The sequence below is a fragment of the Nitrosomonas nitrosa genome (assembly GCF_003051105.1).
GTDB classification, from domain to species: domain Bacteria; phylum Pseudomonadota; class Gammaproteobacteria; order Burkholderiales; family Nitrosomonadaceae; genus Nitrosomonas; species Nitrosomonas nitrosa.
This window is the reverse complement of the sequence record NZ_QAOO01000021.1, coordinates 24327-51096: the sequence shown is the minus strand read 5'-3', so window position 1 is coordinate 51096 and position 26770 is coordinate 24327. Positions and strand designations below refer to the sequence as shown.

22 protein-coding genes and 1 pseudogene are annotated in these 26770 nt (G+C 45.7%); 19 read left to right on the top strand and 4 right to left on the bottom strand.

The features are described 5' to 3' along the window. Positions 1-169 precede the first annotated feature (169 nt). The 10 genes and pseudogenes from C8R30_RS11770 to C8R30_RS11725 form a co-directional block, all read left to right on the top strand. Positions 170-625: pseudogene (locus C8R30_RS11770) on the top strand (DUF3473 domain-containing protein); the annotation flags it as partial. Beyond that, positions 622-1704 (top strand): FemAB family XrtA/PEP-CTERM system-associated protein, encoded by a 1083-nt coding sequence (locus C8R30_RS11765; protein ID WP_090665610.1) that lies wholly within the window; start codon positions 622-624, stop codon positions 1702-1704. The pseudogene C8R30_RS11770 and the gene C8R30_RS11765, both read left to right, overlap by 4 nt. A 3-nt stretch (positions 1705-1707) precedes the next feature. After that, the gene (locus tag C8R30_RS11760) at positions 1708-2931 is read left to right on the top strand and encodes a TIGR03087 family PEP-CTERM/XrtA system glycosyltransferase (RefSeq protein WP_107783199.1); all 1224 of its coding nucleotides are present in this window, start codon (positions 1708-1710) and stop codon (positions 2929-2931) included. A 38-nt stretch (positions 2932-2969) separates the two neighbouring features. Then, positions 2970-4568 (top strand): exosortase A, encoded by a 1599-nt coding sequence (gene xrtA, locus C8R30_RS11755; protein ID WP_258192029.1) that lies wholly within the window; start codon positions 2970-2972, stop codon positions 4566-4568. 153 nt (positions 4569-4721) lie between these two features. Further along, positions 4722-5867, top strand: a complete 1146-nt coding sequence (locus C8R30_RS11750; RefSeq protein ID WP_090665605.1) for a TIGR03088 family PEP-CTERM/XrtA system glycosyltransferase — start codon at positions 4722-4724, stop codon at positions 5865-5867. Between the two features lie 62 nt (positions 5868-5929). Beyond that, on the top strand, positions 5930-7867 hold the full coding sequence (locus tag C8R30_RS11745) for an XrtA/PEP-CTERM system amidotransferase (RefSeq protein WP_107790180.1): 1938 nt from the start codon (positions 5930-5932) through the stop codon (positions 7865-7867). Between the two features lie 91 nt (positions 7868-7958). Further along, the gene (locus C8R30_RS11740; protein WP_090665602.1) at positions 7959-8951 is read left to right on the top strand and encodes a polysaccharide deacetylase family protein; all 993 of its coding nucleotides are present in this window, start codon (positions 7959-7961) and stop codon (positions 8949-8951) included. Further along, complete coding sequence (locus C8R30_RS11735; protein WP_090665600.1) at positions 8951-9889, top strand: GNAT family N-acetyltransferase; 939 nt, start codon at positions 8951-8953, stop codon at positions 9887-9889. Before C8R30_RS11740 ends, C8R30_RS11735 begins: the two co-directional genes overlap by 1 nt. A gap of 53 nt (positions 9890-9942) precedes the next feature. Continuing rightward, entirely contained in the window at positions 9943-10488 is a 546-nt protein-coding gene (locus tag C8R30_RS11730) for a low molecular weight protein-tyrosine-phosphatase (RefSeq protein WP_107790179.1), read from the top strand. A gap of 361 nt (positions 10489-10849) precedes the next feature. Further along, positions 10850-12034: a porin gene (locus C8R30_RS11725; RefSeq protein ID WP_090665596.1), complete on the top strand. Its 1185-nt coding sequence runs from the start codon at positions 10850-10852 to the stop codon at positions 12032-12034. A 117-nt stretch (positions 12035-12151) separates the two neighbouring features. Here C8R30_RS11725 and rluD read toward each other — a convergent pair whose 3' ends face one another. Further along, positions 12152-13210 (bottom strand): 23S rRNA pseudouridine(1911/1915/1917) synthase RluD, encoded by a 1059-nt coding sequence (gene rluD, locus C8R30_RS11720; RefSeq protein ID WP_107790183.1) that lies wholly within the window; start codon positions 13208-13210, stop codon positions 12152-12154. Between rluD and C8R30_RS11715 the strand changes: the two genes are divergently transcribed. Further along, a complete protein-coding gene (locus C8R30_RS11715) occupies positions 13188-13988 on the top strand; it encodes an outer membrane protein assembly factor BamD (RefSeq protein WP_090665594.1) in 801 nt (266 codons plus the stop codon). The genes rluD and C8R30_RS11715 overlap by 23 nt on opposite strands. Before the next feature lie 88 nt (positions 13989-14076). On the opposite strand, the gene C8R30_RS11710 is transcribed toward C8R30_RS11715, so the two are convergent. Both C8R30_RS11710 and C8R30_RS11705 read right to left on the bottom strand, forming a co-directional pair. Continuing rightward, the gene (locus C8R30_RS11710; RefSeq protein WP_090665593.1) at positions 14077-14523 is read right to left on the bottom strand and encodes a universal stress protein; all 447 of its coding nucleotides are present in this window, start codon (positions 14521-14523) and stop codon (positions 14077-14079) included. Positions 14524-14597: 74 nt separating this feature from the next. Continuing rightward, positions 14598-15485 (bottom strand): alpha/beta hydrolase, encoded by an 888-nt coding sequence (locus C8R30_RS11705; RefSeq protein WP_239654233.1) that lies wholly within the window; start codon positions 15483-15485, stop codon positions 14598-14600. A 164-nt stretch (positions 15486-15649) separates the two neighbouring features. Here C8R30_RS11705 and C8R30_RS11700 point away from each other — a divergent pair, with 164 nt between their 5' ends. From C8R30_RS11700 to C8R30_RS11675, 6 genes are all read left to right on the top strand, one after another. After that, on the top strand, positions 15650-16831 hold the full coding sequence (locus C8R30_RS11700) for an EAL domain-containing protein (RefSeq protein WP_181258739.1): 1182 nt from the start codon (positions 15650-15652) through the stop codon (positions 16829-16831). A gap of 33 nt (positions 16832-16864) precedes the next feature. After that, positions 16865-20035, top strand: coding sequence for a hypothetical protein (locus tag C8R30_RS11695; protein WP_107790177.1), 3171 nt, complete (start codon positions 16865-16867; stop codon positions 20033-20035). Between the two features lie 76 nt (positions 20036-20111). Further along, positions 20112-20498, top strand: coding sequence for a RidA family protein (locus tag C8R30_RS11690; protein WP_258192028.1), 387 nt, complete (start codon positions 20112-20114; stop codon positions 20496-20498). An 18-nt stretch (positions 20499-20516) separates the two neighbouring features. Beyond that, complete coding sequence (locus tag C8R30_RS11685) at positions 20517-22265, top strand: NAD(P)H-dependent oxidoreductase subunit E (RefSeq protein ID WP_107790176.1); 1749 nt, start codon at positions 20517-20519, stop codon at positions 22263-22265. Between the two features lie 8 nt (positions 22266-22273). Continuing rightward, complete coding sequence (locus C8R30_RS11680; RefSeq protein WP_107790182.1) at positions 22274-23020, top strand: 2Fe-2S iron-sulfur cluster-binding protein; 747 nt, start codon at positions 22274-22276, stop codon at positions 23018-23020. Further along, positions 23010-23549 (top strand): NADH-quinone oxidoreductase subunit B family protein, encoded by a 540-nt coding sequence (locus C8R30_RS11675; RefSeq protein WP_107790175.1) that lies wholly within the window; start codon positions 23010-23012, stop codon positions 23547-23549. The genes C8R30_RS11680 and C8R30_RS11675 overlap by 11 nt, the downstream gene beginning before the upstream one ends. Before the next feature lie 263 nt (positions 23550-23812). Here C8R30_RS11675 and C8R30_RS11670 read toward each other — a convergent pair whose 3' ends face one another. Beyond that, the gene (locus C8R30_RS11670; protein ID WP_107783210.1) at positions 23813-24730 is read right to left on the bottom strand and encodes a DMT family transporter; all 918 of its coding nucleotides are present in this window, start codon (positions 24728-24730) and stop codon (positions 23813-23815) included. A gap of 371 nt (positions 24731-25101) precedes the next feature. Here C8R30_RS11670 and C8R30_RS11665 point away from each other — a divergent pair, with 371 nt between their 5' ends. Together C8R30_RS11665 and C8R30_RS15935 are read left to right on the top strand one after the other, a co-directional pair. After that, the gene (locus C8R30_RS11665; protein WP_107790174.1) at positions 25102-26130 is read left to right on the top strand and encodes a universal stress protein; all 1029 of its coding nucleotides are present in this window, start codon (positions 25102-25104) and stop codon (positions 26128-26130) included. A 445-nt stretch (positions 26131-26575) separates the two neighbouring features. Beyond that, on the top strand, positions 26576-26716 hold the full coding sequence (locus C8R30_RS15935) for a hypothetical protein (protein ID WP_177182249.1): 141 nt from the start codon (positions 26576-26578) through the stop codon (positions 26714-26716). Positions 26717-26770 lie beyond the last annotated feature (54 nt).

Below are 26770 nucleotides of genomic sequence, written 5' to 3'. Positions count from 1 at the left end.
AATCAGAGATGGGTGCTGGGTGAAATTCGTGTTTTTTATGCGAATTCTCTTAAAAAACACAATTAGGAACATATTTGAAGGAATAATTTCATTGCGCTTCTAGGAAGTGCTTAAAAATTAGGCAGCTCACTGTCGAAAAAATGGGGTTTTCGGGCTGACACTAAATAGTCAAAATCTTTGGGCATTCGATTTGCTGGAAGAAACGGGTTACCGATATAGCTCTAGTGTCTATCCAGTACGACACGATCATTACGGTATGCCAGATGCGCCTCGTTTTGCATTTTATCCAAATCCAAAAGCAAAATTACTGGAATTACCCGTGACCACGGTCAGCCTGTTTGGACGAAACTTTCCTGCTGGCGGAGGAGGGTATTTCAGATTATGGCCTTATGCTGTTTCGCGATGGTTTATTCAGAAAGTGAACGACCATGATCAACGTCCAGCAATATTTTACTTTCATCCTTGGGAGATCGATCCTGAACAGCCTCGTCAGAAGGGTATCGGTATGAAAACACGCTTTCGTCATTATCTGAACCTTGATTGTATGGAAAAACGGATCAGATTACTAATGAATGATTTTAACTGGGGGCGTATGGATGAAATCTTTCTGGATCATGCGGGATGAGCACTCCGGATGTTGGCGCTCATCAACAGGCTAGGGTTCCACTATTTGCTGATATCGCTAATGTATTTTTACTGCAAACGGACGCTGTCGCTGCATGGGATGATTTTGTCGCAACGTGCCCAGATGCAACTTTCTTTCATCGAGCGGGCTGGCAGTATGTCATCGAGCAGGCTTTCGGCCATAGAACCTGGTTTCTTTATACGGAGATGGCAGGAGAGATCCATGGCATATTGCCCTTGGTGGAGATTGATAGTGTTCTTTTCGGCCATTCACTGAGTTCATTACCTTTTTGTGTTTACGGTGGGATAGCTGCCCAATCCGATGTGGCTCGATCGGTGCTCGATGATGCCGCTCAAAGGCTGGCTGCCCAATTAAAGGTTGATTACTTAGAGTATAGAAACCTTAAACCCTTTCATACCGATTGGCCAACCAAAAATCTCTATGTGACATTTCGCAGAGAAATCAATGATGATAATGAGAGCAATCTGCTGGCTATTCCCCGCAAACAGCGGGCAATGGTACGTAAAGGTATTAAAAATGGATTGGAAAGCTGTATTGATGAGGTTGTCGACCGATTCTTCTATGCTTATTCTGTGAGTGTCCATCGTTTGGGAACGCCCGTATTTTCAAAGCGTTACTTCCAACTACTTAAAACAACATTTGCAGAAGATTGCGAATTACTGATCATCACACAAGAAAATGAAGTGGTGAGTGCTGTCATGAGCTTCTATTTTCGAGATGAAGTTTTACCCTACTATGGAGGAGGGACAGATAAAGCTCGAGATTTGGCGGCCAATGATTTTATGTATTGGGAATTAATGCGGCGTGCCTGTGAACGTGGCTATAAAATATTCGATTTCGGGCGGAGCAAGCAGGGTACAGGCTCTTTCAGCTTTAAGAAAAATTGGGGTTTCGAGCCTCAGCCCCTTTTTTATGAATATCAACTGCATCAAGCAAAGGCCATACCGGATCACAATCCACTTAATCCAAAGTATCAATTCTTCATAAAAGCTTGGCAAAATCTTCCTTTACCGTTAGCCAATCTAATCGGCCCGCATATCGTGCGCAATCTAGGTTAACAGATGCAAGCTGCACTGCTTTATCTAACACATCGGATTCCTTATCCCCCCAATAAGGGCGATAAAATTCGCTCGTATCATTTGCTGAAGTATCTTAGTAAGCATTATCGTGTTTACTTGGGGACATTCATTGATGATGAAAGGGATTGGAAATATGTCGAAGAAGTGAAAGCTTTCTGTGAAGACGCCTGCTTTATCAAACTGAATCCTTTCGCTGCACGCATCCGCAGTCTTACTACACTTTTATCAACAAAACCGCTTACGCTATCTTATTATTACAATGCGCAGCTGCGCGCTTGGGTGGATCAGCAGCTTAAACGGAAATCAATCAACCGTATTTTGATTTTTTCATCTGCAATGGCGCAATATACTGATTGCGCATGTGATTGCCACCGAATTGTCGATTTTGTTGATGTGGATTCAGATAAATGGCGTCAGTATGCAGAGGCTAAAGCCTGGCCACAAAGCTGGGTTTACCGGCGGGAAGCAGAATTGTTGCTTGCCTATGAGAAGCAAGTTGCCAGAAATTATGACTATGTGACCTTTGTATCCGAGAAAGAAGCCGGCCTATTCAAACAGCTTGCACCAGAGGTTGCTGATAAAACACGCTTCTTTAATAATGGTGTCGATGTCGAGTATTTCACACCCCATTTTGATTATGCCAACCCCTACCCAGGAGATGCAGCAGTACTCGTTTTTACGGGGGCCATGGATTATTGGCCCAATATTGATGCAGTAAGCTGGTTTGCACAAGCTATTTTTCCTGCGATTCGTGCAGAAATACCGCGTATGCAGTTTTACATCGTGGGGGCTAGACCCTCTCGAGAGGTCACGGCGTTAGCTCAACTACCTGGCGTCACCGTAACAGGTGCAGTAAAGGATATCCGACCTTATATCGCACACGCTGCAATGGCGGTGGCACCTTTACGGGTAGCGCGAGGTATCCAGAACAAAGTACTAGAAGCGATGGCAATGGGGAAAATAGTGATCGTGTCACCCCAGGCAATGGAGGGTATTTATGCCGTTCCTGAATCGGAACTTTTTATTGCTAGTGACGCAAATCAATTTATTGATAAGATCATTCTGCTAGCCAAAGAGAATCGGCTAACCAGCAATGTCGGTCAGGCCGCAAGATTACGGGTACTACAAGATTATAACTGGACAGAGAACTTAACTAGGGTAGATTCCCTGTTTGCTGACAATGTCGGTAAAAAACAGATCAAGTGACGTCATAATGGGCCGTTAATTTTTAATTGATATTATCGATGAGTAATGTTGACAAGGCTATGAATACGAGATTATCAGCAGAAATAGGAGGGGATATTTCAACCAGAAGCCAGCTAGCACCTGTCTTCATTGTTCTTCTCGTTATTAGCCTGATTCTGGGCGTGTACTATGAGGTGACGTGGTCGATCGTCTCAATTTGGATGAGATCCGAAACTTATGCACATGGTTTTCTCATTTTTCCATTTAGCGCCTACATGATCTGGAAGCAGCGGCATCGTCTTGATGCGTTAAGGTGTCAGCCAAGTATTGGATGGGTGTGGGTGTTGGGAGTCATCGGATTGAGTTGGTTGCTGGCGACACTGGCAAGTGTTCAGATAGTCGAGCAGTATGCCTTGATTGCGATGATACCCGTAACGGTATGCATTATTATGGGCTATCGGGTAGCTTGGGCAATTGCTTTCCCGTTGGCCTACCTTTTTTTTGCTGTGCCTGTTGGTGATGCGCTCATACCGCCCTTGATCGATTTTACGGCAGATTTTACGGTTGCTGCGTTACAAATGACGGGTGTTCCCGTTTACCGGGAGGGTACTTTCTTTAGTATCCCAAGTGGTAATTGGTCAGTGGTTGAAGCCTGCAGTGGTCTGCGGTATTTGATCGCCTCGGTGACGCTTGGCACCCTTTATGCCTATCTCACCTATCGGAGCTGGGTAAGGCGCGTGCTTTTTATCATTTTATCCATCATCGTACCCATTATTGCCAATGGGATGCGAGCTTATATGATCGTAATGACGGGGCATCTCAGTGATATGCAACTGGCCGTGGGGGTGGATCACCTGATTTATGGCTGGATATTCTTTGGTTTAGTGATGATATTGTTATTTTGGATTGGTTCATTTTGGCGAGAAGATCAGGAAGATCAATCTGAGACTGGAAATGGGAAACAAGCGATTACCGATCATCAAACGAATGGTACGGTTTCGCTTAAGCAAACATTGTTGGCAGCAAGCTTAGTAGTGATTACGGTATCGATTTGGCCCGCTTACGCAATCTATCTAGAATCAATTTCGCAAAACGACACATCTCCTGAAATAGATATCGCCGATCCTCTTGGAAAATGGAGGGTTAACTCAGAACCGTTCGTTAACTGGGCGCCGACCTATGTAGGTGAGCCTCATAAATTCTATTATCACTTTGAGGGAGCAGATCAGGCTGTCGGTGTTTATATTACTTATTACCGCAATCAGAACCAAGGTTCTGAACTTATTAACTCCGGAAATGTGCTGGTTTCTGATAAGTATTCAGGCTGGCGTCATCTAAGAAGTACCAAGCGTAATATTTCATTGGGTTCTGAAGCACTCTTGGTTACGCAGCATCAACTTACTGCACATACAAACAATTTGCTGGCATGGAGATGGTATTGGTTGGGTAATGAGCAAACAGCTAATCCCTATTTGGCTAAGGCTATTCTTGCAATCAACAAGTTGTTGGGAGAAGGTGACGATGGAGCAGAAATCATCATCACAGCAATCTACGATGATCGCCCAGAGGAAGCGGAAGTGGTGCTACAAGGTTTTATTGATGACATGTTTCCCGCAATAGCGAGTGGGTTACGTACTGCATATTACGGTGAACAATAAGCTGCCATCATTGCTTTTAAAAGATGTGTGTTGTCAGAGAAGGTTAGTCTACATGCATGAGTCAGTTGAGGGATTTGAGCGATAGGTTGAAGGGCCATCTTTTTTAAGCATCCTGCATTTTGCTGCTAATCGTTTTTATTCATTAGGGAGATAATGAATTCCACTTACCCTCCGCTTATCGTTCATGTTATTCATCACCTCGGTGTCGGCGGGTTGGAGAATGGGCTTGTGAATCTGATAAATGCGATCCCACCCGAACGTTACCGACATGCCATCATTTGCCTAAAGGGATATTCTGATTTTCATCAGCGTATTAAAAGAAAAGACGTGACCATCGTTGCATTGAATAAGCGTGAAGGAAATGATTTCCGCATTTACCCGAGTCTTTTTAAAATATTCAAACAGCTTCAGCCAGATATCGTACATACCCGTAATCTTGCTACTATGGAAGGTCAGGTAATTGCTGCTTTGGCGCGAATAAAGGCGCGTGTGCATGGAGAACACGGTCGGGATATTTTTGATCTTGAAGGAAAGAGCCGCAAATATAATTTATTGAGGAAAGCCATTCGCCCGCTTGTACATCACTTTATTGCAGTGAGTAAGGATTTGGAGAAGTGGCTGATTGATACGGTGAAAGTAGATCCAGATCATATCGATCAGATTTATAACGGTGTTGATATTCTGCGTTTTTCTCCCAGCGATACGTTGCCTTTTACCGCCGCGCCGGCTGGTTTTATCAATCAACATTCTTTTGTCATCGGAAGTGTTGGGAGAATGGCCGGCGTAAAAGATTATCCAAACTTAGTACAGGCCTTCTTGCTCACATTGGAAAAAATTCCTGAAGCAAGGAAGTATTTTCGGCTTCTCATTATCGGTGAAGGAGAGGCGCGGGAGAAGTGCATTACGATGCTGCGGGTTGCTGGTGCTGAGAATTTAGCCTGGCTTCCGGGAGAACGTGCTGATATACCTGATTTGATGCATATGATGAGCCTTTTTATACTGCCCTCCTTGGCAGAAGGGATCTCTAACACCATTCTTGAGGCGATGGCGAGTGGTTTACCTGTGATCGCAACCAGGGTGGGGGGAAATATCGAGCTAGTAAAAGAGGATGAGACTGGCAAACTCATCCCGCCTGGAAATCCTGAGAGGCTTGCTGAGACGATGTGTGATTATTATATAAACAAGGGTCTGCTGAGAAAGCATGGGATGGCTGCGCGCCGATTAGTTGAATCCCGTTTTAGCATGGATGCGATGACTCAAAGCTATCTGAAAGTTTATGATAAAGTTCTTGGGTTGTGAATCTATTGGCTGATTATTAAGGATTTTCGTAAAAACAAAATGAAAATAAAAGGGAAATAATTATGTGCGGAATCGTGGGGTTATTCGATACGCACAGCAAAAGCGAAATCGATCGACGGCTGCTGGGTAATATGAATCAGACCCAGATTCATCGCGGACCAGACGAAGGCGAGATATATACTGAGCCTGGAATGGGTTTTGGTCACCGCCGATTATCCATAATGGATGTTTCCGGGGGGCAACAGCCTTTATTTAATGAAGATCGCAGTGTCGTCGTCGTTTTCAATGGCGAGATATACAATTACCAGGAGTTGGCGAAAGAACTTATCGATCTGGGGCATCACTTCCGGACTCACTGTGATACCGAAGTGATTGTGCATGGTTGGGAAGAGTGGGGGGAGCAATGCGTCGATCGATTTCGCGGAATGTTCGCTTTCGGTTTATGGGATCGTAACCAAGATACCCTTTTTTTGGGGCGCGATAGACTCGGTATCAAGCCACTTTATTACACAATGTTGACAAGCGGATTATTCATTTTTGCGTCTGAGCTTAAGGCGTTGCTTGCCCATCCGGAATTTGTCAGAGAAATGGATGTTCAGGCCATTGAAGATTATTTTGCCTATGGCTATGTGCCTGAGCCCAGAACCATTTTTAGGCACGCATGCAAACTTCCACCCGGTTATACCCTCACGCTGCAAAGTGGTCAGCAATTACCACAGCCTCGTCAGTATTGGGATGTTCCTTTTCAAATGCATGATAAATCAATGGATGAGCGTGAACTCCAGGATGAGTTGATTGTCCGTTTGCGCGAGGCTGTCGGCAGTCATCTTATGAGTGAAGTGCCTTTGGGCGCTTTTCTTTCGGGCGGTGTCGATTCGAGTGCAGTTGTGGCCATGATGGGAGGATTAATGAAGGATCCCGTCAATACCTGTTCAATATCCTTTTCCGATCCGGCTTTTGATGAATCGGACTATGCTCGGAAAGTGGCGGAACGTTACCAAACACATCACTATGTCGATCAGGTCGAACAGGATGACTATGATCTTATTGATAAACTGGCTTCCTTATACGACGAACCCTTTGCAGATAGTTCAGCCTTACCAACGTATCGAGTTTGTGAACTTGCCAGGAAGCGCGTGACAGTAGCGTTATCAGGGGATGGTGGGGACGAGAATTTTGCTGGCTATCGCCGTTATCGATGGCACATGTATGAAGAGCAGCTGAGGTCCAGATTACCAATAGGTATACGTCGGCCTTTATTTGGTTTGTTAGGTCGTCTCTATCCCAAAGCAGATTGGGCACCAAGATTTTTGCGAGCCAAAGCAACTTTTGAAGCCTTGGCACGTGACTCGATAGAAGGCTATTTCCATAGTGTCTCCATTATGGGTGATAAAATGCGCCAGCGACTTTTCAGCCCATCTTTTCAGCGTGATTTGCAAGACTACCAAGCGGTAGAAATATTACGTGATCACGCGAATAAAAGTCCGACGAAAGATCCCTTGTCCATCGTGCAATACCTGGATATGAAAACTTATCTTGTCGGTGATATTTTGACCAAGGTGGATCGTGCCAGCATGGCGCATTCCCTGGAGGTGCGCGTACCGTTATTAGATCACAAACTGGTTGAATGGGTCTCGGGCCTTCCTGCTTCGTTGAAATTACATCACCGTGAAGGGAAATATATTTTTAAGAAAGCATTAGAAGATTATTTACCCAAAGATGTGCTCTATCGTAACAAAATGGGATTCTCGGTACCGCTGGCAAAATGGTTTAGAGGTGAGTTACGTGATAGAGTACGCCAATCATTACTCGGTAAGACATTGGCAGAAACGAATATTTTTAATATGGATTTTATTGAGGAAATGCTAGATCAGCACCAATCGGGCAGAAGCGATTACAGTGCTCCGCTATGGACGTTACTCATGTTTGAATCCTTTCTGCGGAATATCACGCATAGCGAAAATACCGTCACATATACCAATAACAAGGCAAATGCGTGATCTTTTCAGTGAATTTATATTGGGAATCTCATGGGAGCTTTATCTTTTTCCATTTTTCCCCAATTCATGGAAGTGAGCTTGAAGACATTTCATGTTGAATGTTTTTTTGACGATCGATACTGAAATATGGCCATTTTCTCCAGGTTGGCCGGTTCGACCTTTAGCGAGCGATAAGTTAAGTTTTTCAGAAGAAATCGATACCTATCTCTATGGTAAAACCACGCAAGGTGAATACGGTATACCTTTCCAAATGGCGATTCTTAATCGCTATGGGTTGAAAGCCACTTATTTTCTGGAACCACTTTTTGCAGATAAGGTTGGGATAGCTTGTTTGTCGGAGGTGGTAGGCTTGATTCAGAATGGCGGTCATGAAGTACAGCTTCACATGCACACCGAGTGGTTGAGTGAAATCAGTGACGCCTCTATTCCAGCAAGATTTAAGCAGTATATGCATCAATTCTCGCTGGAAGAACAGACCGCCTTGATCGGTAAAGGAATAAGAAATTTGCAAGCTGCAGGTGTAAAAGAAATTCGTGCATTCAGGGCCGGAAGCTATGGCGCGAATCTGGATACACTGCGCGCAGCTTTGAATAATGGTTTATCGTTCGACTCAAGCCACAATTTTTGCTATCTCGGAACGGATTGTAAGATTCATCCGAGTGCGCTAATGCTGCAGCCACAAAAAATGGAAGGGATTTGGGAATTTCCGATCTCATTTTTTCAAGACTATCCTGGACACTACCGGCATACGCAACTGGCTGCTTGTGCTTTCAATGAGCTTAAAACAGCACTACTCGATGCCTGGCAAGCAGGCTGGTTTTCATTTGTAATCGTTTTGCACAGTTTTGAATTGATCAAGGGCAAAACACCTTCGATACTTTCGTTACCAGATAAAACCAATATTAAACGCTTCCGGTTGCTCTGCGAGTTTCTTGCAACTCACCCTGACAAATTTCGCACTGTGCTATTTTCTGAAATCGATACCGCATCCATTCCAGAGATCAATGCAATCAAGCCTCTTCGTTCCCGTTTTCATCATACGGCGAGACGATTTGTTGAGCAGGGCATAGCGAGGTTGACTTAATGGAACATTGGTTGGAGAAATCGATTCATTTCAATTTTCGTATGGGTGAATTGACACTTTTTACTTGGCAATTGCCTGCACTTGTTTCCAATCAGCACTTTACTGAGATGTCGAGTGATCTGGTATCGCTTCAATCATTTCCGGAATATTTTTCCAGCACGCGAGAAGTACTTGTGATACGTTCCCATCCTCTTGAGGCGCCGATACCCAGGTTAACCGTACTATCGCAGGCCATTCGTTATGTTTCATCCTATTACAAGCGATACTGGGTAGAATTTAATGGTGATTTTGATAATTACTTAAAGAAATTTTCAACGAAATCAAGAAATACATTAACCAGAAAAATTAAAAAATTTACCGAATTCTCGGGAGGTGAACTCGCTTGGCGAGAGTTTGTGCATGTCGACGAGATGACCGAATTTCACCGCTTGGCATTGGAAGTCTCTGTTAAAACTTATCAGGAGAGATTGCTCGATTGTGGTCTTCCCACAAGCCAGGCGTTTATAGATACTATGTTGGCGCTCGCCAAACAAGATAGGGTGCGCGGTTACATCCTTTTTCATCAGAGTAGGCCGATTGCCTATATTTATTGCCCTATTCACGATGGGATTGTTTTTTATGAATATGTTGGGCATGATCCTGATTTCCAGCGATGGTCACCAGGCACGATATTGCAATATTTTTGCCTTAAAAGCCTTTTTGATGCCAAAAAATTCAGATTATTCGACTTTACCGAAGGAGAGGGCGCTCATAAGGCGTTTTTTTCAACCCATAGCAAATACTGTGCAGACATTTATTATTTCCGCCGGACATGGCGCAATCTTGCCATGCTGAGATTGCATGCCGGGGTAGATGTACTCTCAAACGGTATAGTAAAAATATTAGAAAAGCTGAGATTGAAAGCCTATATCAAAAAGTTGGTCAGATCAGCCGCGTAAAATAAGATAGTGTTAATAATGATTGGAATTAGACGAGTAACAACAATATAGAAATGGAGCTAAATAATAAAATTAAAGTTTTATTTGTCTGTATGGGCAATATTTGCAGATCGCCTACTGCAGACGCAGTATTCCGGCATCAAGTTAAATCAGCGGGATTGGAAAAATGGATTTACGTCGATTCGGCAGGTACCCATGCCTATCATATTGATGAGCCTCCAGACAGACGCGCTCAAAAAGTGGCGTTAAAGAGGGGGTACAGTATGCATGAATTACGCGCGCGCACTGTCGAGTCGAATGATTTCGAAGCGTTTCACTATATTCTTGCAATGGACAAGAATAACCTGGCTGCACTTCGTGAGCGTTGTCCGCAACAATACACGCATAAACTTGATCTGCTCATGCGCTACAGCAGTCAATGGGATAAATGTCAGGAAATTGCAGATCCCTATTTTGGCGGCAGCCATGGATTTGAGTTGGTGCTCGATTTAGTGGAAGACGCCAATCAAGGCTTGTTAAAGCATATCCTCAGTCAGGAGCGGGGAGACTCTATACAGCCCCGGGCAGAACTGATTTCTGGTTATCGAAAAGAAACCTAATAGCTGCTGCTTATTTTTCTGTAGCCTGATAATTGGAAAAGTATTTATAGAGCGTGATATACCTATACCTATATATATATCAACAGGCCAGTGTAATGCTGACAAAGCTGGAGCTGGCTATGGCGTTGAATTATGTTTTTGACCAAAAAAACAACATAATTCAAAAAAGACAAAACGATTCTTTTTATTTGCGAAACATTCTGTTGCCTGAAAGACACGTATCATAGTATTCTCAACCCTACAATAAGAATGGTTGTTAATGAGCTGGACCGGTAAGCGAGCTTGATTTGCGAATAGGGTTTAGCCATTGCTTTATCCAGTACGAGAGAAGGGAATTAATCAACTTAAGGGAGGGATATGTATGCGTCTTGTTCGTCACAGAAAGATTAACACATGGCCGCTGCTACTATGTGGGATGGTTCTTACTTATCCTGCTTACGCAGAAGATAAGGGGTTAGTTGAAAATTTTACGGGTTTCAAGGTCAATGAAACACCGTTTATGCAATCGTTAGGTGTCAAATTCGGAGGGTGGGTGGATATTGGGTTTGCGGGGAATCCACACGGCCCTAAAAATAGCTCAAATGCACCTGTAACTTTTAACGATGGTGCCAATCATTTTAACCTTCATCAGGTTTATGGTTTTATCGAAAAAGAAGTCAATGTGGGTGGAAAGGAATGGGATGTAGGGTTTCGTGCTGACCTATTATATGGTCGGGATGCGAGATTTACTTTCGCAACAAATTTTGATAGAACAATTTTAGGTGATGATCCAAAACATCAACTCGTATTTCCACAATTATACGCAAGTGTATATGCACCCTATGGGAATGGGATAACAGCGACGATCGGACACTTTTATACGATCATGGGCTATGAATCTGTACCTTCACCCAATAACTTCTTCTTTTCACATGCTTATACCATGCAATATGGTGAGCCCTTTACCCATACCGGCGCATTACTATCCTATCCTGTTAATGAAAATATTACGATTCAGGGCGGGGTTGTCACTGGATGGGATGCCTTTTTTAGGCAACCAGCCAATTTTCTCGGTGGGGTGAGCTATACCACCGATGACGAAAGAACGGCATTGTCAGCTACCTTGATTACGGGGAGCGTGGAAACAGGCGGACTAAACAATGACCACAATCGTACCTTATATAGCATTGTGTTGGAGCACGATATTACGGAAAGGCTGCATTACGTGCTGCAACATGATCATGGAATAGAACAAAAAACATCTGCTTCCCATTCGGCAAGTTGGTACGGTATCAATCAGTATCTCATTTATGATATCGCAGCCAATCTTGGCGCTGGATTACGTTTTGAATGGTTCCATGATAAGGACGGCGCTAGAGTCCTGGCCGATGGTAGAAAGGAACATTTTATCGCTATTACGGGCGGACTGAATTATAAGCCAATAGCAGGATTAACTTTGCGTCCAGAAGTGCGGTACGATCTTGCGACTGAGAACAATACCGTATATCGGGATGGTAGAAAGGGTGATCAGGTACTGCTCTCAATCAGTGCAATTTTTCATTTCTAGATTCATCACCTTTACTGAGTATGATAAGACTGGGATTGAAACATGTATCTATACCCCGCTGCTGGCAGCGGGGTATTTTATTTCTACAGTCTTCAATAATAGGTTGCAATCATTTGCTTATCTCGTCCCGTGACTTGAGGATATTTGTTCGCTCCGCAAGGCTTGCAAGAGTGAATCCATATCGTCAGGCAAATCAGAATACCAGCTCATGATTTCGCCATGCTGAGGGTGGGCTAAGGAAAGTTGCTGCGCATGAAGCGCCTGCCTTGGAAACTGCATCATGAATTGAGCCATGAATGGGGATGTCTTTCTAGGCCTACCCGTATAAACGGGGTCGCCCACGAGGGGATGGCCTATGCTATGCATATGAACCCGTATTTGATGCGTGCGTCCAGTTTCTAGACTGCAGCGAAGCAGCGTGCAGCCATGGAAAGCTTCTAAGATTTGGTAGTGAGTACGCGCAGGCTTGCCTTGTGAGCTGACGGCCATTTTAGTGCGTTGCACAGGGTGCCTACCAATTGGCGCATCGACGTAGCTACTTTGTTTGACTTCACCGAGGACGACAGCGAGATAATCCCGTTTGACAGTATGCTGCTGCAATTGGCGAACGAGACTGATTTGCGCTTCAATTGTCTTGGCAACAACAAGTAAACCACTTGTATCTTTGTCTAATCGATGCACAATGCCCGCTCGGGGAACGTCATTGAGTTGGTGAGCATGATGCAAGAGCGCATTTAAGAGCGTGCCCTGCCAATTTCCGTTACCTGGATGTACAACCATGCCCGCAGGTTTATCAACAACAAGTATATGAGCATCTTCATAAATGATGTTGAGAGGGATCGCTTCTGCGGTATGGGCCTCATTGACTGATACAATATGGGGATACACACTGATTTTTTCGTTTCCCCATATTTTTTGTTTAGCACTCACGATGTGACCGTCTACACGTATGCGCCCCTCTAGTATCCACGATTGCAAACGGTTGCGCGACCATTGGGGGAGCAATTGCGCGAGTAATTGGTCTAACCGCTGTCCAGCGCTTGTCAGTGGGGCGATAAATTCGATTGGTGATTCTAGTTGCGGGGTCAGCGTGGATGAGGATGACTTTGCGCTATAATTTTTAATGGTTTTTTCGGTTTCTAGAGGTAATTTTATGTGGCATCGTTTAATTCTCATTCTGGTTTTTGGATTATCGGCATGTGGCTTGCTAAAAGAAAAGTCGGTCGATCAGAGTCAGTGGTCAGCGAATAAATTTTATTCCGAGGCTAAAGAAGAATTAAACAACGGTAATTATGCCGCTGCTATCAAATTATTTGAAGCACTGGAGGCACGGTATCCCTATGGACGCTACGCGCAACAGGCGCAACTTGAAACAGCCTACGCCTATTATAAGGATCAGCAACAGGCCTCCGCTATTGCGGCGGCGGATCGGTTCATCCAGCTTTATCCACATCATCCAAACCTTGACTATGCATATTATATCAAGGGGTTAGCAAACTTTCACGACGATCTTGGCATCTTGGGCTACATCACATCGAAAATTATCAACCAAGACATGAGTGAGCGTGATTCAAAGGCTGCGCGCGAATCCTTCGAGAATTTCAAAGAATTGGCGACTCGGTTTCCCAGGAGTAAATATACGCCTGATGCACTCAAACGCATGGCGCATCTAGTCAATGTCGTCGCTAAAAGCGAGATCTATGTTGCTCGTTATTATATGAAGCGTAAAGCTTACGTTGCTGCGGTAAGGCGTGCCCAATTTGTTTTAGAGGAATATCCGCAAACACCTGCAACCGAAGAAGCTTTGTATATCATGGCGAGAGCTTACGACGAAATGGGGCTGACTGATTTGCGAGATGATGTCGAGCGTGTGATGAGAAAAAATTTTCCAGAAAGTGAATTTCTCTCCGATTCAGGGCCATTAGGAAAAAAATCGTGGTGGAAAATATGGTGAGTTTGAATAGCAGGGGGATGTGCTAAGCGAGACAGAGCCGTTTACGCTAACTCACTAAGATTCTGCAAGGTAAATTTCAGCGTTTTCTTCAGTCCATATCTTGAAGACGGACAGCTAACACATCGCATGGCGCGTGGTGGAGTACACCAGTCGCCGTAGAGCCTAAAAGTAATGCAAGACCATGACGTCCGTGCGAACCCACAACGATCAAGTCAACACTTTGTTCGTTCGCAATGCGGATGATCTCTATTTCTGGTTTACCCCAAATTAACCAGCGTTGAGCAAGATCGAGGGTTAATCTACTTTCTATTTGAATGAATTTCTCTTTTTCTGACTCGAGCAATTCATAAGATGAGCCGGAATCAAGGGGAATGACGGTACCATAAGCGGTATCGGGCATCGGGATGTTATCCAATACATGAATGATGCTCAGCTTAGCCTTATAAAAGGTCGCTAACCGCTCAGCTTTACGTGCTACATAGCTATCTTGATCTGAAAAATCAACCGCCAACAAAATATGCTGATAATCAGCCACTATTTACACTCCTTTAATTTACTGAAAAGATTTATGGTATGAAACCCTATAAACCTATATGTGCTCTTTATGTGCTAGAGATATTGATCGAGAAATGAGGAAACGCGCTCCTCATAGCTTTTGCTGTCGTAGGTATGCATATTGTAATGACCTGCTCCCGGGACGATCCATAATTCTTTGGGTTGAGGGGCCGCATTAAATAATCGTTCGGCTTCAGATTGTGTGGTATGCCTATCATGAGTGCCTGAGATAAAAAGGACAGGGGCGGTTAGGTTGCTTATCCGGTCGATAGGATTGAGTTCCTCAATGGAAAGATCCAAAAGCATTGATAAATAAGAAAGCAATAACGGCTTGATCCATAATCCGAATTCACCGAGATGCAATTTAAGCCGATTTTCGACCGCTTGTTCGAATGTCGGATGGAGCGATTCCAAGACTAAGGCGTCAAGCTTCGGTGGGGGATTTGCCAGCAGAATAGCCGCTGCGCCCAAGGTGACGCCGATAGCGGCAATTTTTTCGTGAGGATAATGGTTACGCAGATAAGTTACTGCCGTTTTGACATCTTCCGATTCAAGAAAACCAAAAGTGATGCGTTTTCCCGGTGTTTCGCCATGAGCCTGCAGATCGATGAGTAAGACACTATATCCTCGTTCATTCAAAAACCGAGCCCTCCCCAGCATTTCCAGGCGATTGCTGCGTATGGAGTGAACAAGTAGCACTATCCCTTGACCCCGCACGCCATTTGCTAGCCAACCCTGGACAGCATGATCTTGGCCAGCCGGAATTCTGACAGCTTCAACAGGAAAATCAGGCATGAGTGAACCTACGGCAGTCGATGCAGGGCCTGTCAGGATCTCGCCCAAAATCACAATCCCGATCGCGGCGGCAACCAGAATCGAAACAATCTGAATCAATAGCCAGCGGTATAGGGTTTTGGGGGTGAATTTTAAGGGGAATCGCAAAGTAATTAAGTAGGACTATCTGATCATAGAGTGTATTTTTATATCATGCTCATGAAACATAATCTATAGTAACAAATAAGATAGAAGCGCATCTCTTTGATTTGCTATGATGACTTAATTGGGGCGTAATCGTAATCTACGGGCAAGCGATGGGGCGGGATTATATGTCAAGCGATCAGCGATATATTTTTGTTGTTCAACTAAATCAACCAGAGCAGTTTAAAGCGATATTTGGTGAAGCAATTGTGAAATTTGCTTATGCCGATTTAACCCGTGATCTACAGCAATTGTCAGAAAATTTACTGCAGAAATATCAACTTTATGGCCCTATTGTCACCGAATATTTCGGACGCTGGTTTAGGTTATTTGGCCCAAAAAAATCTTTGATGCCCTTCGATATGCTGGAGCAGATACCGCTATTGCAAGAAGTAGGCATGGCAAAGATGCATCAATTACTGCTGGCTAATTTTGGCCAGGCTACGGGAAGTCGGCAGGATTTTAGAGTACTTATTCTCCCGGCGCCAGAAGAGATGCATCGTGAGGCAATTAATCAAGCGATTGATCTGGCGCTACTGACGCCCCCCGAGGCAGTCTCGTCGCTGCATAGTGCTGAATCACAGGCATTACTGCAATTACTGATCGAAGGGGATCGGCTGACAAGCTATTTCCAGCCCATTTATTCTCTGACTGATCAAAAAATTGTAGGGTATGAGGCTTTGACACGCGGGCCGGCTGATTCGGCTCTGTATTCTGCCGATGCGCTGTTTACTGCAGCACGGCAATTTGGCATGACACAGTTGCTTGAATTTGCTTGCCTTAAACGTTCGATCGATTGGCTGATTCATATTCCTGAACCTTTCTGGATATCCGTCAATCTAGGACCCGAGCTGTTCATGTCAACTCAATTCCAGCAATATTTAACCAACCCGCAAATCGTGCCTTTGCTAACACGCGTTGTATTCGAACTGACTGAACATCTGCCGATCGAATCGGCAATCAAGTTGCATAGCGTATTGACTGAACTTCGGAATGCTAGATTTAAATTATCTTTGGATGACACTGGTTGTGGCTTCTTCGATTTGTCGACTGTAGAGGCGTTGCGGCCGGAGATCATCAAGCTCTGCATCACGGTGATCAGCCGCATTGGCCGCAAAGATGGCGTGGAGCGGGATATTGCGAGAACTATTCAAGCCATTACCCGGCTGGGCGGTATTACGCTCGGTGAAGGCGTGGAAAATGCACTCCAGGCGGAGGTGCTTAAGCAATGTGGCGCCGGTTTGGCGCAAGGTAATTATTTTGGTTTACCCAAACCTGCGCATGAATTATTCACAACGCAAGATGATTAATGGCTTTGTTATTGTGATGCCGCTATTCCTCTCATGAATATGCAACATGACCGCAAAGGTTTACTGATTAATCCTTTGCCGATCATCATGCTGCTGCTCTTGGCAGCAGGTGTATTGGTCAAGAATATACCCTTGGAGAGCGCGCGTCCGAGTGATGCTGATCGAGTGAAATTCGTGCCAATCGGACAGCAGAATGTCGAAGCGCGGCTCTGGCAAGATCCTTTCGTCGCTATCGAAAAGCATGAAGAACGTTTTGTGCAGTCTGCGGCTACGAGTGCAGATGAATACCCAGATCAAACCGGACCACTGGCACCAGAGGTACTGCGCGCAAGAATCGAAACGCATCGGTTAGCGAACAGTAAGGTGACGGTATTAGCTGTGAGCGTTTTTGGGGGTTCTTTTGCCGAAGCGGCGGAAAGTCGGAGGCGTTCGCGTGTTGCAGTAGTCTCGGCGCTGGGTTTTCATGGTTATAGTCCCGCAAATCCGGATGCAATAGGCTATTTCCGTATGGAGCAGGGAAAGCTGTTACATGCTGAGGAGGCGGCGAGCGAGCATCAGGTCAAACAAATCACTATCCCTTTTGAGTGGTTCGAGAGAGATGAGCCATTCGCTTCTAAAGTATTGTTGCTTTGGTTGAATGAGAGCTTATACGAACCTGCGCTGATTCTGGACGAATTACCTTCGTTATTTGGGGAGGTGGTGTTGGTCGGCCCGGCTGGATCGGCCACGCTGATGAAATTAGTCCGCAGCGCCAACACAGCGCAGCGGGACCAACCCCCGCTGATTAAGATGTTTTCTCCCAGCGCGACGATTACTGATTGCAATTTGTCTGATGCGTTGGGTACAAGCAATCAGCAGCCGTGGCAATGTTTCTTGGATCGAGATCATTATCGGCAAATCCTGGAAAAGAGAAATATTGTGCGCACCATTGGTACCGATGATGTACTCGCCGTCACCTTGTTATGGGAACTTTGGCAGCGGGGGGTTAACCGCCAGCGGAGCTGGATGCCGGAAGGCGAGCAAGAAGTTGCGGTTTCTCGGCAAGATGAACCCTGCAAGGATGGGCTTGTGTTGATCAGCGAGTGGGATTCCGCCTATGCCCGCACATTATCGCAGAACCTGATGGATAGTTTTGCTGCGCTTTGTAAAACCAATAGAGGTACCTCGCCGCCAGTGCATCGCTACCATTACTTGAGAGGATTGGATGGGGTATTGCCTAGTGGTGAGAAACCTGCTGTAAAATCAGTGCAAAAGCATGATAGCAGCCAGACCATGGATTTACGTGCACAGCTTGAAGCAGCACCACCTGAACATGCCGAAGGGCTGAGTCAGTATGACTATTTGCGTCGGCTGGCTGGTGAGATCGTAAAATTAGACCGCGATCCACAGTTCGCGGCTCATGGTGTCAAAGCGATTGGTATAGTGGGGTCGGATGTTTACGACAAACTATTGATTCTGCAAGCCTTGAGAGGCTATTTCAAGGGTAAAATCTTTTTTACAACCGATCTGGATGCACGCTACTTACATGCCGATCAGAAAGATTGGGTGCGTAATCTCGTTGTGGCATCTAATTTTGGGCTGGCATTACATCCTTTGCTACAGCAATCCTCTTTGCCATTTCGTGACGGCTATCAAACTTCGGTTTACTTAGCGAGCTTAATGGCGCTTTCAACAAAACCTTTTGAGCATTGGTCTGGCCAGATACAGAAGTGGCTAAGACCGCAGATTTATGAAATTGGCCGAACTGAGGCAGTGCTGGTCGCATCACCGGCAGTAGAAGATTTGGCCAATTGGATCAACGGCCATAATCCAACAGGGGAGAGTCGTATCAATTACGCGACACTTTGTAATGATTGGACAGCGTGTGACCAGATAACACCGATCAAGCAATTAGGCATCTTTACGATTTCGCAACCATGGACGATAGGGCTGGCAGGCCTCTTGCTGGTAATTTGGCTAAGCATTACCAGCCGCCATGCACAACAGTTGGTATCGGTTTTCATGCATTCTTTTCGATCATCCCATCGCTTATCGAAATATTCTTACCCTGCCATATTTTGGGCCATCGTGCTGATTGTGATTACGTTCCCTGTACTGATGCTGATTTATCAGGCGATGCAGGCTTCAATCGAACAGGGAACGGGTGAGCCTTATGTCTGGTTGGAGGGGGTAAGCGTGTGGCCTAATCTCGTGATCCGCTTCATTGGTCTGATTACAATGCTGGCCCTGATAGGGATATTTATCGTTCGTATTCAGCGACAAGCTTTGGCCATCGCCGAGCGTTTCAGTTTAGCGATGCCTGCAACTGGGTCGTTGGCACGAAGTCGATTTTCTGCAATAGTGGCTGGACCCTATGTTGATCTGCTCGCGTTTGATGCAGATGGAAAAGTAAGACCGATGACGGCAACTGGTGAGGCTGAAGTATCCACTTTGTGGCAGAATTATTTGCGTGCTACCAGCTGGCGCGAGATGATCGGCTGGATCGCCTTGTCGACCGTAATTGTATTTGTGTTGAGCCTCGTAATCTTTAGCATTTTCGAGATTCCATCATTCCCCCATCGTGGTGAATTGGTCAGGCATTTGCACTATGCGCTCATGATAATGACCGCACCCGTGCTTTGGTTGATTATTTTCTGGATTGGCTATGAAAGCCGTGCGTGTACGCGATTTATCGATGCACTCGGCACCATCCGTCGGCAGTGGCCAACACACTTGCTTGACCGAGAAGCCAATGAAACTGGCATACCACGCCCTTATCTCGATGATTATCTTGACTTTCAGCTGATCGTTGCAGCAACACGACGCATCCAATGGCTCATTTATCTGCCGTTTGTATCGATCCTGTTCATGGTGATTGCACGCAGCGACCTGTTCGATGCCATGGATTTTCCATTGGTACTGATCCTGATTGTCATTGTTGCATTGCTTTATACGCTGTACACAGCCAGGTTGTTGAGTATCAGTGCGGCAACCCTACGCGCCAAAGTGTTGGCCCATTATGAAGAAGTGCTGTTACGGCTTGCGCAACCCAAGGTTCAACTGCACATCACTGCAGAGCAGATCAAGCAGTTGATCGAGCGGATTCGTAATACGCGTGAAGGCGCTTTCGCGCCTTTGACCCAGCAACCGGCAATCCAGGCGCTGCTCTTACCCTTTGGCGGGTTTGGGGGAGCGCAGTTGATTGATTATCTGTTTACTTTCTGATGATCGGGTTGACTTAGCATGGAGTCAGGTTAATCATAGCAACAGTCCACGGATGACCTTTATTCTTTGAGGAGAAATGATGACAAGACGGTTGATCAGTTCAGGTTCTACGTTTGAGGCGGAAATTGGTTATTCCCGCGCAGTAGTAGAGGGAGACTGGATTTTTGTATCAGGTACGACAGGTTTCGATTATTCCACCATGACCATCTCAGATGATTTGCTCGAGCAAGCCGAGCAGTGTTTCAAGAATATCGAATCAGCCTTGCGGCAGGCGGGTTCCGGTTTGCAGGATATCGTCCGAGTGACGTATGTACTGCCTAATGCGGCAGATTTTGAATTGTGCTGGCCGGTTTTTCGTCAATACCTGGGTAAGGTACGCCCGGCTGCCATGATGATTTCGGCGGGATTGTCCGATCCGCGTATGCGAATTGAGATCCAGGTAACAGCCCGGAAAAGTAGCTAAAATCAGTGGAATCCTGGCATGGCTGAGTCCCCGCATTTGCTGCATCGCTTGTACGAGATCCAGCAAAAGCATCGATATATTCCGGATGAGTCAATCGGCGAGGTGGCCGATCAGTTCGGCTTGCCTATCAGCCAAGTCAGGGCAGTCGTCGATTTCTATGCTTTCTTTTATACCTCTCCTCGAGGTGATTATCATATTTTGTTCAGTAACTGTACCAGCTGCGGCTACCAGGCTCGTGGGGTGGATTTGCTGCAATTGCTTAGCCAACAATTGGGGGTGAGCGTCAATCAAACGCGTGCGGATGGCAGGGTGAGCGTGCACGAAACTTCCTGCATCGGTTTATGTGATCACGGCGCATCATTGCTCATAAACGGCATACCGCTGGTTCGTCTGGATCCAGCAGGAATCTGGCAGATGGTGGGTTTGATCGAGTCCGGCAAACCGTTAACCGAGTGGCCGCAAGCATGGTTCCATATCGACAATACCCTTCATAAAAGGGGGCTGCTGCTCGAAACTGATCTGTCGCCAGGAGAAGGTTTGCAGGCGCTACTTGCGCGCGGGTGGGAAGAAATACTGGCTGAAATCGTTCAATCAAAACTGCGAGGGCGGGGAGGAGCTGGTTTTAACACCGGTCTCAAATGGCGCTTATGTAAAGAGGCGGTCGCTGAAGCACGCTATGTGGTCTGCAATGCGGACGAAGGGGAGCCAGGCACCTTCAAGGATCGCATGCTATTGCAGCAGTATGCCGATACGTTATTCGAGGGGATGACGATCTGTGCACATATCATCGGTGCACGCGAAGGATATGTCTACCTGCGGGGTGAATACCGCTATTTGCTGCCGCATTTGCAGACGATACTCGCACGCCGGCGACAAACTAGTTTATTGGGTAAGTCTATTTTGGCTAAGACAGGGTTCGATTTTGACATCGAGATTGTGGTTGGAGCTGGTGCATATATATGTGGCGAGGAATCAGCTTTGATCGAGTCCCTCGAAGGAAAACCCGGTATTCCACGCAGTCGTCCGCCTTTTCCGGTGACACAGGGTTATCTGGGACAACCCACTGTCGTGAATAATGTCGAAACGTTTATTGCGGCAGCCCATATCGCTTACAAGGGAGGCGCTTGGTTTAGTTCGGTGGGCACGGTCGAATCGGCTGGAAGCAAACTCCTGAGCATCAGTGGCGATTGCGCTGCACCCGGGATTTATGAGTATCCATTTGGTGTCACCCTACAGCAAATTTTGCAGGATTGTGGTGCCGATAACGTGCAAGCGGTGCAGGTCGGCGGCCCGTCGGGAATTTTGATAGATCAAAGCGCGTTTCATCGCCGAATCGGTTTTGAGGATGTGTCAACCGGTGGTTCTTTGATGGTATTTAGCGATCAGCGCGATGTGCTCGATATCATCTATCAGTTTGCAGCATTTTTTGCGCATGAAAGCTGTGGTTTCTGTACACCATGCCGCGTTGGCACGACCTTGCTCAAGCAAAACCTCTATAAAATCGTCACAAATCAGGGTACGCGTTACGATATGGCTGAGTTGCAGCATACCAGTGAGTTGGTCAGGCGCTATTCCCATTGCGGACTGGGTCATACCGCAGCGAATCCAATTTTGGACGGATTGCAGTCTTTTCCGCAGTTTTTCGAGCGACGATTGATTCAGCGTGATTTTTCACCCCATTTCAATTTGGATGCCGCGTTGGAAGAAGCCCGGCGGATGACACAACGTGATGATGTCGATGCGCACCTCGAACAAGACATTGAATGAGAATGGCCATGGTTACCGAACCTGAGGCGAGTTTGATCACTATCGATAACCAGAAAATCCCGTTTAAACACGGGCAAACCATTATGGATGCCGCGCTTGCAGCGGGTATTTATATTCCGCATCTCTGCCACTTCCCCGGTATTACACCCCATGGCAATTGCAAACACTGCACTGTCGAAGTCAATGGTAAACCGGTGACAGCGTGCACCACATTGGCCACAACTGGACAGAAGATACGTAACGATACCGTGGAACTCAACGAAGCACGCAAATCACTTACCCAAATGCTGTTTATCGAGGGGAATCACATCTGCCCATCTTGTGAGAAGACTGGGAACTGCCCCTTGCAGGCGATGGCTTATCATCTTGGCATGCTGGAGGGGCATTATCCTCAGCAGCACCCCGTGCGCGAGGTCGATGCTTCGCATCCAACGATCATGTTGGATCGGGACCGCTGCATTTTATGCAGCCTATGTGTACGTGCAAGCCGGGAAGTAGATGGTAAGAATGTTTTTGCCATTGCCGGCCGAGGCATCGATGCCCGCCTCATCGTCAATACCCCTAGCGGTAAACTGATCGATAGCGACATCGAGGTCGGTGATCTTGCTGCCAAGATTTGCCCAGTCGGCGCAATCCTGATCAAGGAGCGGGGTTATGATGTACCCATTGGCCAGCGCATTTTCGATCAACACAGAATCAGCGAGATTGGCTTGGAAAACGAGATTGTTAAAAGGGCTCCCTCTGATGACCCATAAACTCAAACTTGCAACGACATCACTGGCCGGTTGTTTTGGCTGTCACATGTCCTTCCTGGATATGGATGAACGGCTTGTGGAATTGCTGGAGCATATCGAATTTGACCGATCACCCTTTACGGATATCAAGCAAGTGGGTCCTTGTGATATCGGTTTAGTGGAAGGCGGTGTTTGCAATGCAGAAAATGTACACGTGCTACGCGCTTTCCGCACACAATGCCGAATTTTGGTTGCGGTTGGTGCATGTGCGATTAATGGTGGCGTACCGGCCATGCGTAACCACTACAGCCTGCAAGAATGCCTCGAAGAGGTGTACTTGAAGGGGGCCGGCTTGGAAAACCCTCATATTCCGAATGACCCCGAACTGCCTTTACTGTTGGATAAAGTTTATCCCGTCAGTGAAGTCGTCAAGATCGATTATTTCCTGCCTGGCTGCCCGCCTTCTGGGGATATCTTTTATAATTTCCTGAAAGATTTGATAAGGGGAAAAGTACCACGAGTGAACAAGCACGAGCTAAGGTATGATTAGGCTGGTGAATCTGCAATAAATCCTGTTGAATTCAAGCTAGGAGGGCGCCTGAGAAGAGACTGAGCTACTGGATGAGCCTGGGTGGCCGGATTTTCCGATCCTTTTAGTTGAATAGAACGACGATTCGCCTCAAATGATCGAAAAATTCAACTCAACCAAACTCATCTTCGCTACCATCGATATTCTCGGGCAGACTCATAGCAATTGTACGATCGATGTGTTGAGAAAATCAAAAAAGTTGGTCGATCAAACAACCGATTATTCTACCGTGGAGGATAAGCTGCTTTCGTTGGTCGTCTCATGTTTGAAGTCACAATCCCAGCGAAAACCAGTATGAAACCGACAAAATGATATATTTCAATCGATTCGCCCAGAAAGAGTACTGCAAGCATGCTGCTGAAAATGGGGATGGTATAGTAGATCAAGCTGGTTTTGACTGAACCGATTTTTTCTACTGAATATTGCCAGAGCAGCCATGCAATAAGCGATGCCGCGATACCTACATACAAAAATACCGACCAGGTTTGCCATGATGATAAATCTACAGTGTGCGCCTGTATTTCCCAGCCATAGAACGGCATTAATCCAAGCAAACCAAAGATCATTGCTATCGTCATTAACGTGACAGGGGACATGCCTGCCGGTTTGAACCGTAGCCCCACACTCCATCCAGCCCATATCAGTGCGGCGACAAGCGCCAAAATATCGCCTGGTCGCCATGCTTGTTTGAACAATGCGCTGATGTCGCCGTGATTGATAATGGTGAGTGCACCTAGACAAGCCAATACAGCACCAAATACGGGATATCGTGATAGCTTTTCTTCACCGACCAACCCCGCAATCAACAGTGTGAAGATAGGCGTGGCAGCCGAAATGATCGCAATATGACTGACAGTGGTGGTATGGGCGGCAAGGTAGATCAGCGTATTGAACCCGGCGACACCAATAAACCCCATAAAGAAAAGATAACGAAGATGAGCGGTGACAATTTGCCATTCCCGTTTTAATACCATCAAGCTGAATGGCAATAGTGCAAATAATGCGACTGTCCAACGCCCGAAAGCAAGGGTAAAGGGAGGTATCCATTCATGAACGCTCCGTGCAATCACAAAATTGCCGGACCAGATCAGACAAGCCAGTAATGCGCAGACGAGTGCAATAAGTGTGTTGTTATGAACCATGTATTTTTTATAAGGGTTTTCTGGGGATTACAAAATGAATTTTATCGTTGCGAAACATATTCTTGATTATCGCCTGATCATGCACAGTTTGAACTCCTGATGAGTAAAGCTGACAAATATTTGTATCAAAGAGGGTAAGGGAAAATACGTGCTTGTTTTTTTAAAAGATATCTGATGAAGTTGATTGACGATTATTTTTCCTTCGAGATATTTTCTTCGATCATCCAGTGTAGGGGTCAAAAGTCTGCTACTTCTTTCCGAAAAACAAGTAATTGAAGAAATCTTAAAATATTCATGTGTTGCCGTCTTATCTGGAGAAACGATATGGAAAGGCCTATACACGATCACGTTTATAAATAACGGGGATACGCATGATCAAGCGAGTGCTCATACCACTGGATGGCTCTGAATTGGCAGAGCGGGCCGTACCTCATTTGCTGCGCTTTATAACCTCAGAGCAGACTGAGCTTCTACTGATGACGGCTTTATCGTCCTCTGTTTTTCCTTTATTAAGCGATAAGATGAGATCTCTTACATCGGAACGGATCGTTTTATCGGACGAAAGTGAAGCAAGTGAGCAGATGCAAATGATAGCGCAGCAGCTAGTCCAAAGAGGGTTCAGAGTAGAAAGTCAGTTTTTACCGGGTGTGGCAGCTGAATGTATTTTACATTTGTCAGAGAAAGCTAATGTCGATTTGATCGCCATGTCAACACATGGAAGAACCGGAATTGAATTGGCGCTGTTGGGAAGTGTAGCGGACAAAGTGGTACGCAATGCGCGTTCCCCTGTTTTTATAGTCCCTTCCAAGCAATGTGCAGCTCAGGAAACGCTTGTCGTTAATGCGCGTTCCCCTGTTTTTATAGTCCCTTCCAAGGTTATGACAGAGACAGCCCCTCCGCCTCGAGCCATTGTTCTACCCCTTGATGGCACCACTTTAGCAGAAACAGCCTTACCCGTGGCTCGTCAGTTTGCAAAGGATACGGGGGCGGTCATTCATCTTCTTCGAGTCATTGAGTTTCGAGATTCTGAAGATGAGTTAGTAGCTGATGAAACCGCTATCGATTTAAATGAAGCGAAAGGACAGCCCGTCGTCCGGCAGGCAGCATGTTATCTAGAGCGGATACAGTTGCAGTTGCAGCTTGCGGGAGTAGTGTCTCGTTGCCATACTGTGGAAGGTGATCCGGCTGAAGCCATTATTCGTATGGCTCGGGCAGAAGATGCCGATCTGATCACTATGAGTACGCATGGCCGGAGCGGGGTAGAACGGATAGTTCATGGCAGCGTCGTCAGTCAAGTGATCAGCAACGCAATGTGTCCGCTGTTATTAATGAGGGGTAAAGTGCCCGTCGAAGCATTTGAGTGCGAAGGCAGCGCAGCTACTGCAAACTCATTTTGTTAGGAGTATGTCTGGTCTAGATGTGGGCTTTTGATAGAAAGCCTCACCCTGAAGATTGTGGCGTGATATTTCAAGGCTACCATCTTGTGGCTAAAAATAAGTTTTTCAGAAATGACAAGTAAGGTTGAAACTCATTTCTAGCCAGGCTAAGAAGGGTGAGAAAGCGTAAATAAATGTGCCAAGTGTTTTAACGCGGGTAATTAGAAAACTAAGACACTGATAATATCGTTATCTATTTGTTCTATATAATAATAGTGTGCCGCCTTGCTTTATGTGAGTAGGCCTATATTGGGTGACGAGTATTTGTGCAAAAAATAAATTTGCTGGACAGTGCATTATAATTCTGCTATTAAGAATACGGTCTTTCTAGATATGAATGGCCAAAGAGTTGTAAGTATATTTAAATATAATTAATTCATCATATTTGTTCATATAGGAGATTAAGAAAATGAAATTCGCACTCTTAGCAGCGATGCTTATGGCAATTACATTGACCGCTTGTGGTGATCCTAAACCAGCGCAGTATCCCCCAAGCATGATGATGGAACGTGAAACGATGCCTGATACAGGCGATGAGAAAAAAGACTAAAAAATAAAGAAGACTTAATAAGTGATAAAAATTTTAAACCGCCCTTAATAGGGC

Bases quoted from the DNA above. Each gene is read 5' to 3' on its own strand.
- C8R30_RS15935 (WP_177182249.1), top strand. From the start codon at position 26,576: ATGAAATTCGCACTCTTAGCAGCGATGCTTATGGCAATTACATTGACC.
- C8R30_RS11730 (WP_107790179.1), top strand. From the start codon at position 9,943: ATGGAGCTAAATAATAAAATTAAAGTTTTATTTGTCTGTATGGGCAAT.
- C8R30_RS11665 (WP_107790174.1), top strand. From the start codon at position 25,102: ATGATCAAGCGAGTGCTCATACCACTGGATGGCTCTGAATTGGCAGAG.
- C8R30_RS11670 (WP_107783210.1), bottom strand. From the start codon at position 24,730: ATGGTTCATAACAACACACTTATTGCACTCGTCTGCGCATTACTGGCT.
- rluD (WP_107790183.1), bottom strand. From the start codon at position 13,210: ATGAGAATTAAACGATGCCACATAAAATTACCTCTAGAAACCGAAAAA.
- C8R30_RS11725 (WP_090665596.1), top strand. From the start codon at position 10,850: ATGCGTCTTGTTCGTCACAGAAAGATTAACACATGGCCGCTGCTACTA.
- C8R30_RS11745 (WP_107790180.1), top strand. From the start codon at position 5,930: ATGTGCGGAATCGTGGGGTTATTCGATACGCACAGCAAAAGCGAAATC.
- C8R30_RS11760 (WP_107783199.1), top strand. From the start codon at position 1,708: ATGCAAGCTGCACTGCTTTATCTAACACATCGGATTCCTTATCCCCCC.
- C8R30_RS11740 (WP_090665602.1), top strand. From the start codon at position 7,959: ATGTTGAATGTTTTTTTGACGATCGATACTGAAATATGGCCATTTTCT.
- C8R30_RS11685 (WP_107790176.1), top strand. From the start codon at position 20,517: ATGGCTGAGTCCCCGCATTTGCTGCATCGCTTGTACGAGATCCAGCAA.
- C8R30_RS11680 (WP_107790182.1), top strand. From the start codon at position 22,274: ATGGTTACCGAACCTGAGGCGAGTTTGATCACTATCGATAACCAGAAA.
- C8R30_RS11695 (WP_107790177.1), top strand. From the start codon at position 16,865: ATGAATATGCAACATGACCGCAAAGGTTTACTGATTAATCCTTTGCCG.
- C8R30_RS11690 (WP_258192028.1), top strand. From the start codon at position 20,112: ATGATGACAAGACGGTTGATCAGTTCAGGTTCTACGTTTGAGGCGGAA.
- C8R30_RS11700 (WP_181258739.1), top strand. From the start codon at position 15,650: ATGTCAAGCGATCAGCGATATATTTTTGTTGTTCAACTAAATCAACCA.
- C8R30_RS11735 (WP_090665600.1), top strand. From the start codon at position 8,951: ATGGAACATTGGTTGGAGAAATCGATTCATTTCAATTTTCGTATGGGT.
- C8R30_RS11750 (WP_090665605.1), top strand. From the start codon at position 4,722: ATGAATTCCACTTACCCTCCGCTTATCGTTCATGTTATTCATCACCTC.
- C8R30_RS11675 (WP_107790175.1), top strand. From the start codon at position 23,010: ATGACCCATAAACTCAAACTTGCAACGACATCACTGGCCGGTTGTTTT.
- xrtA (WP_258192029.1), top strand. From the start codon at position 2,970: ATGAGTAATGTTGACAAGGCTATGAATACGAGATTATCAGCAGAAATA.
- C8R30_RS11765 (WP_090665610.1), top strand. From the start codon at position 622: ATGAGCACTCCGGATGTTGGCGCTCATCAACAGGCTAGGGTTCCACTA.
- C8R30_RS11715 (WP_090665594.1), top strand. From the start codon at position 13,188: ATGTGGCATCGTTTAATTCTCATTCTGGTTTTTGGATTATCGGCATGT.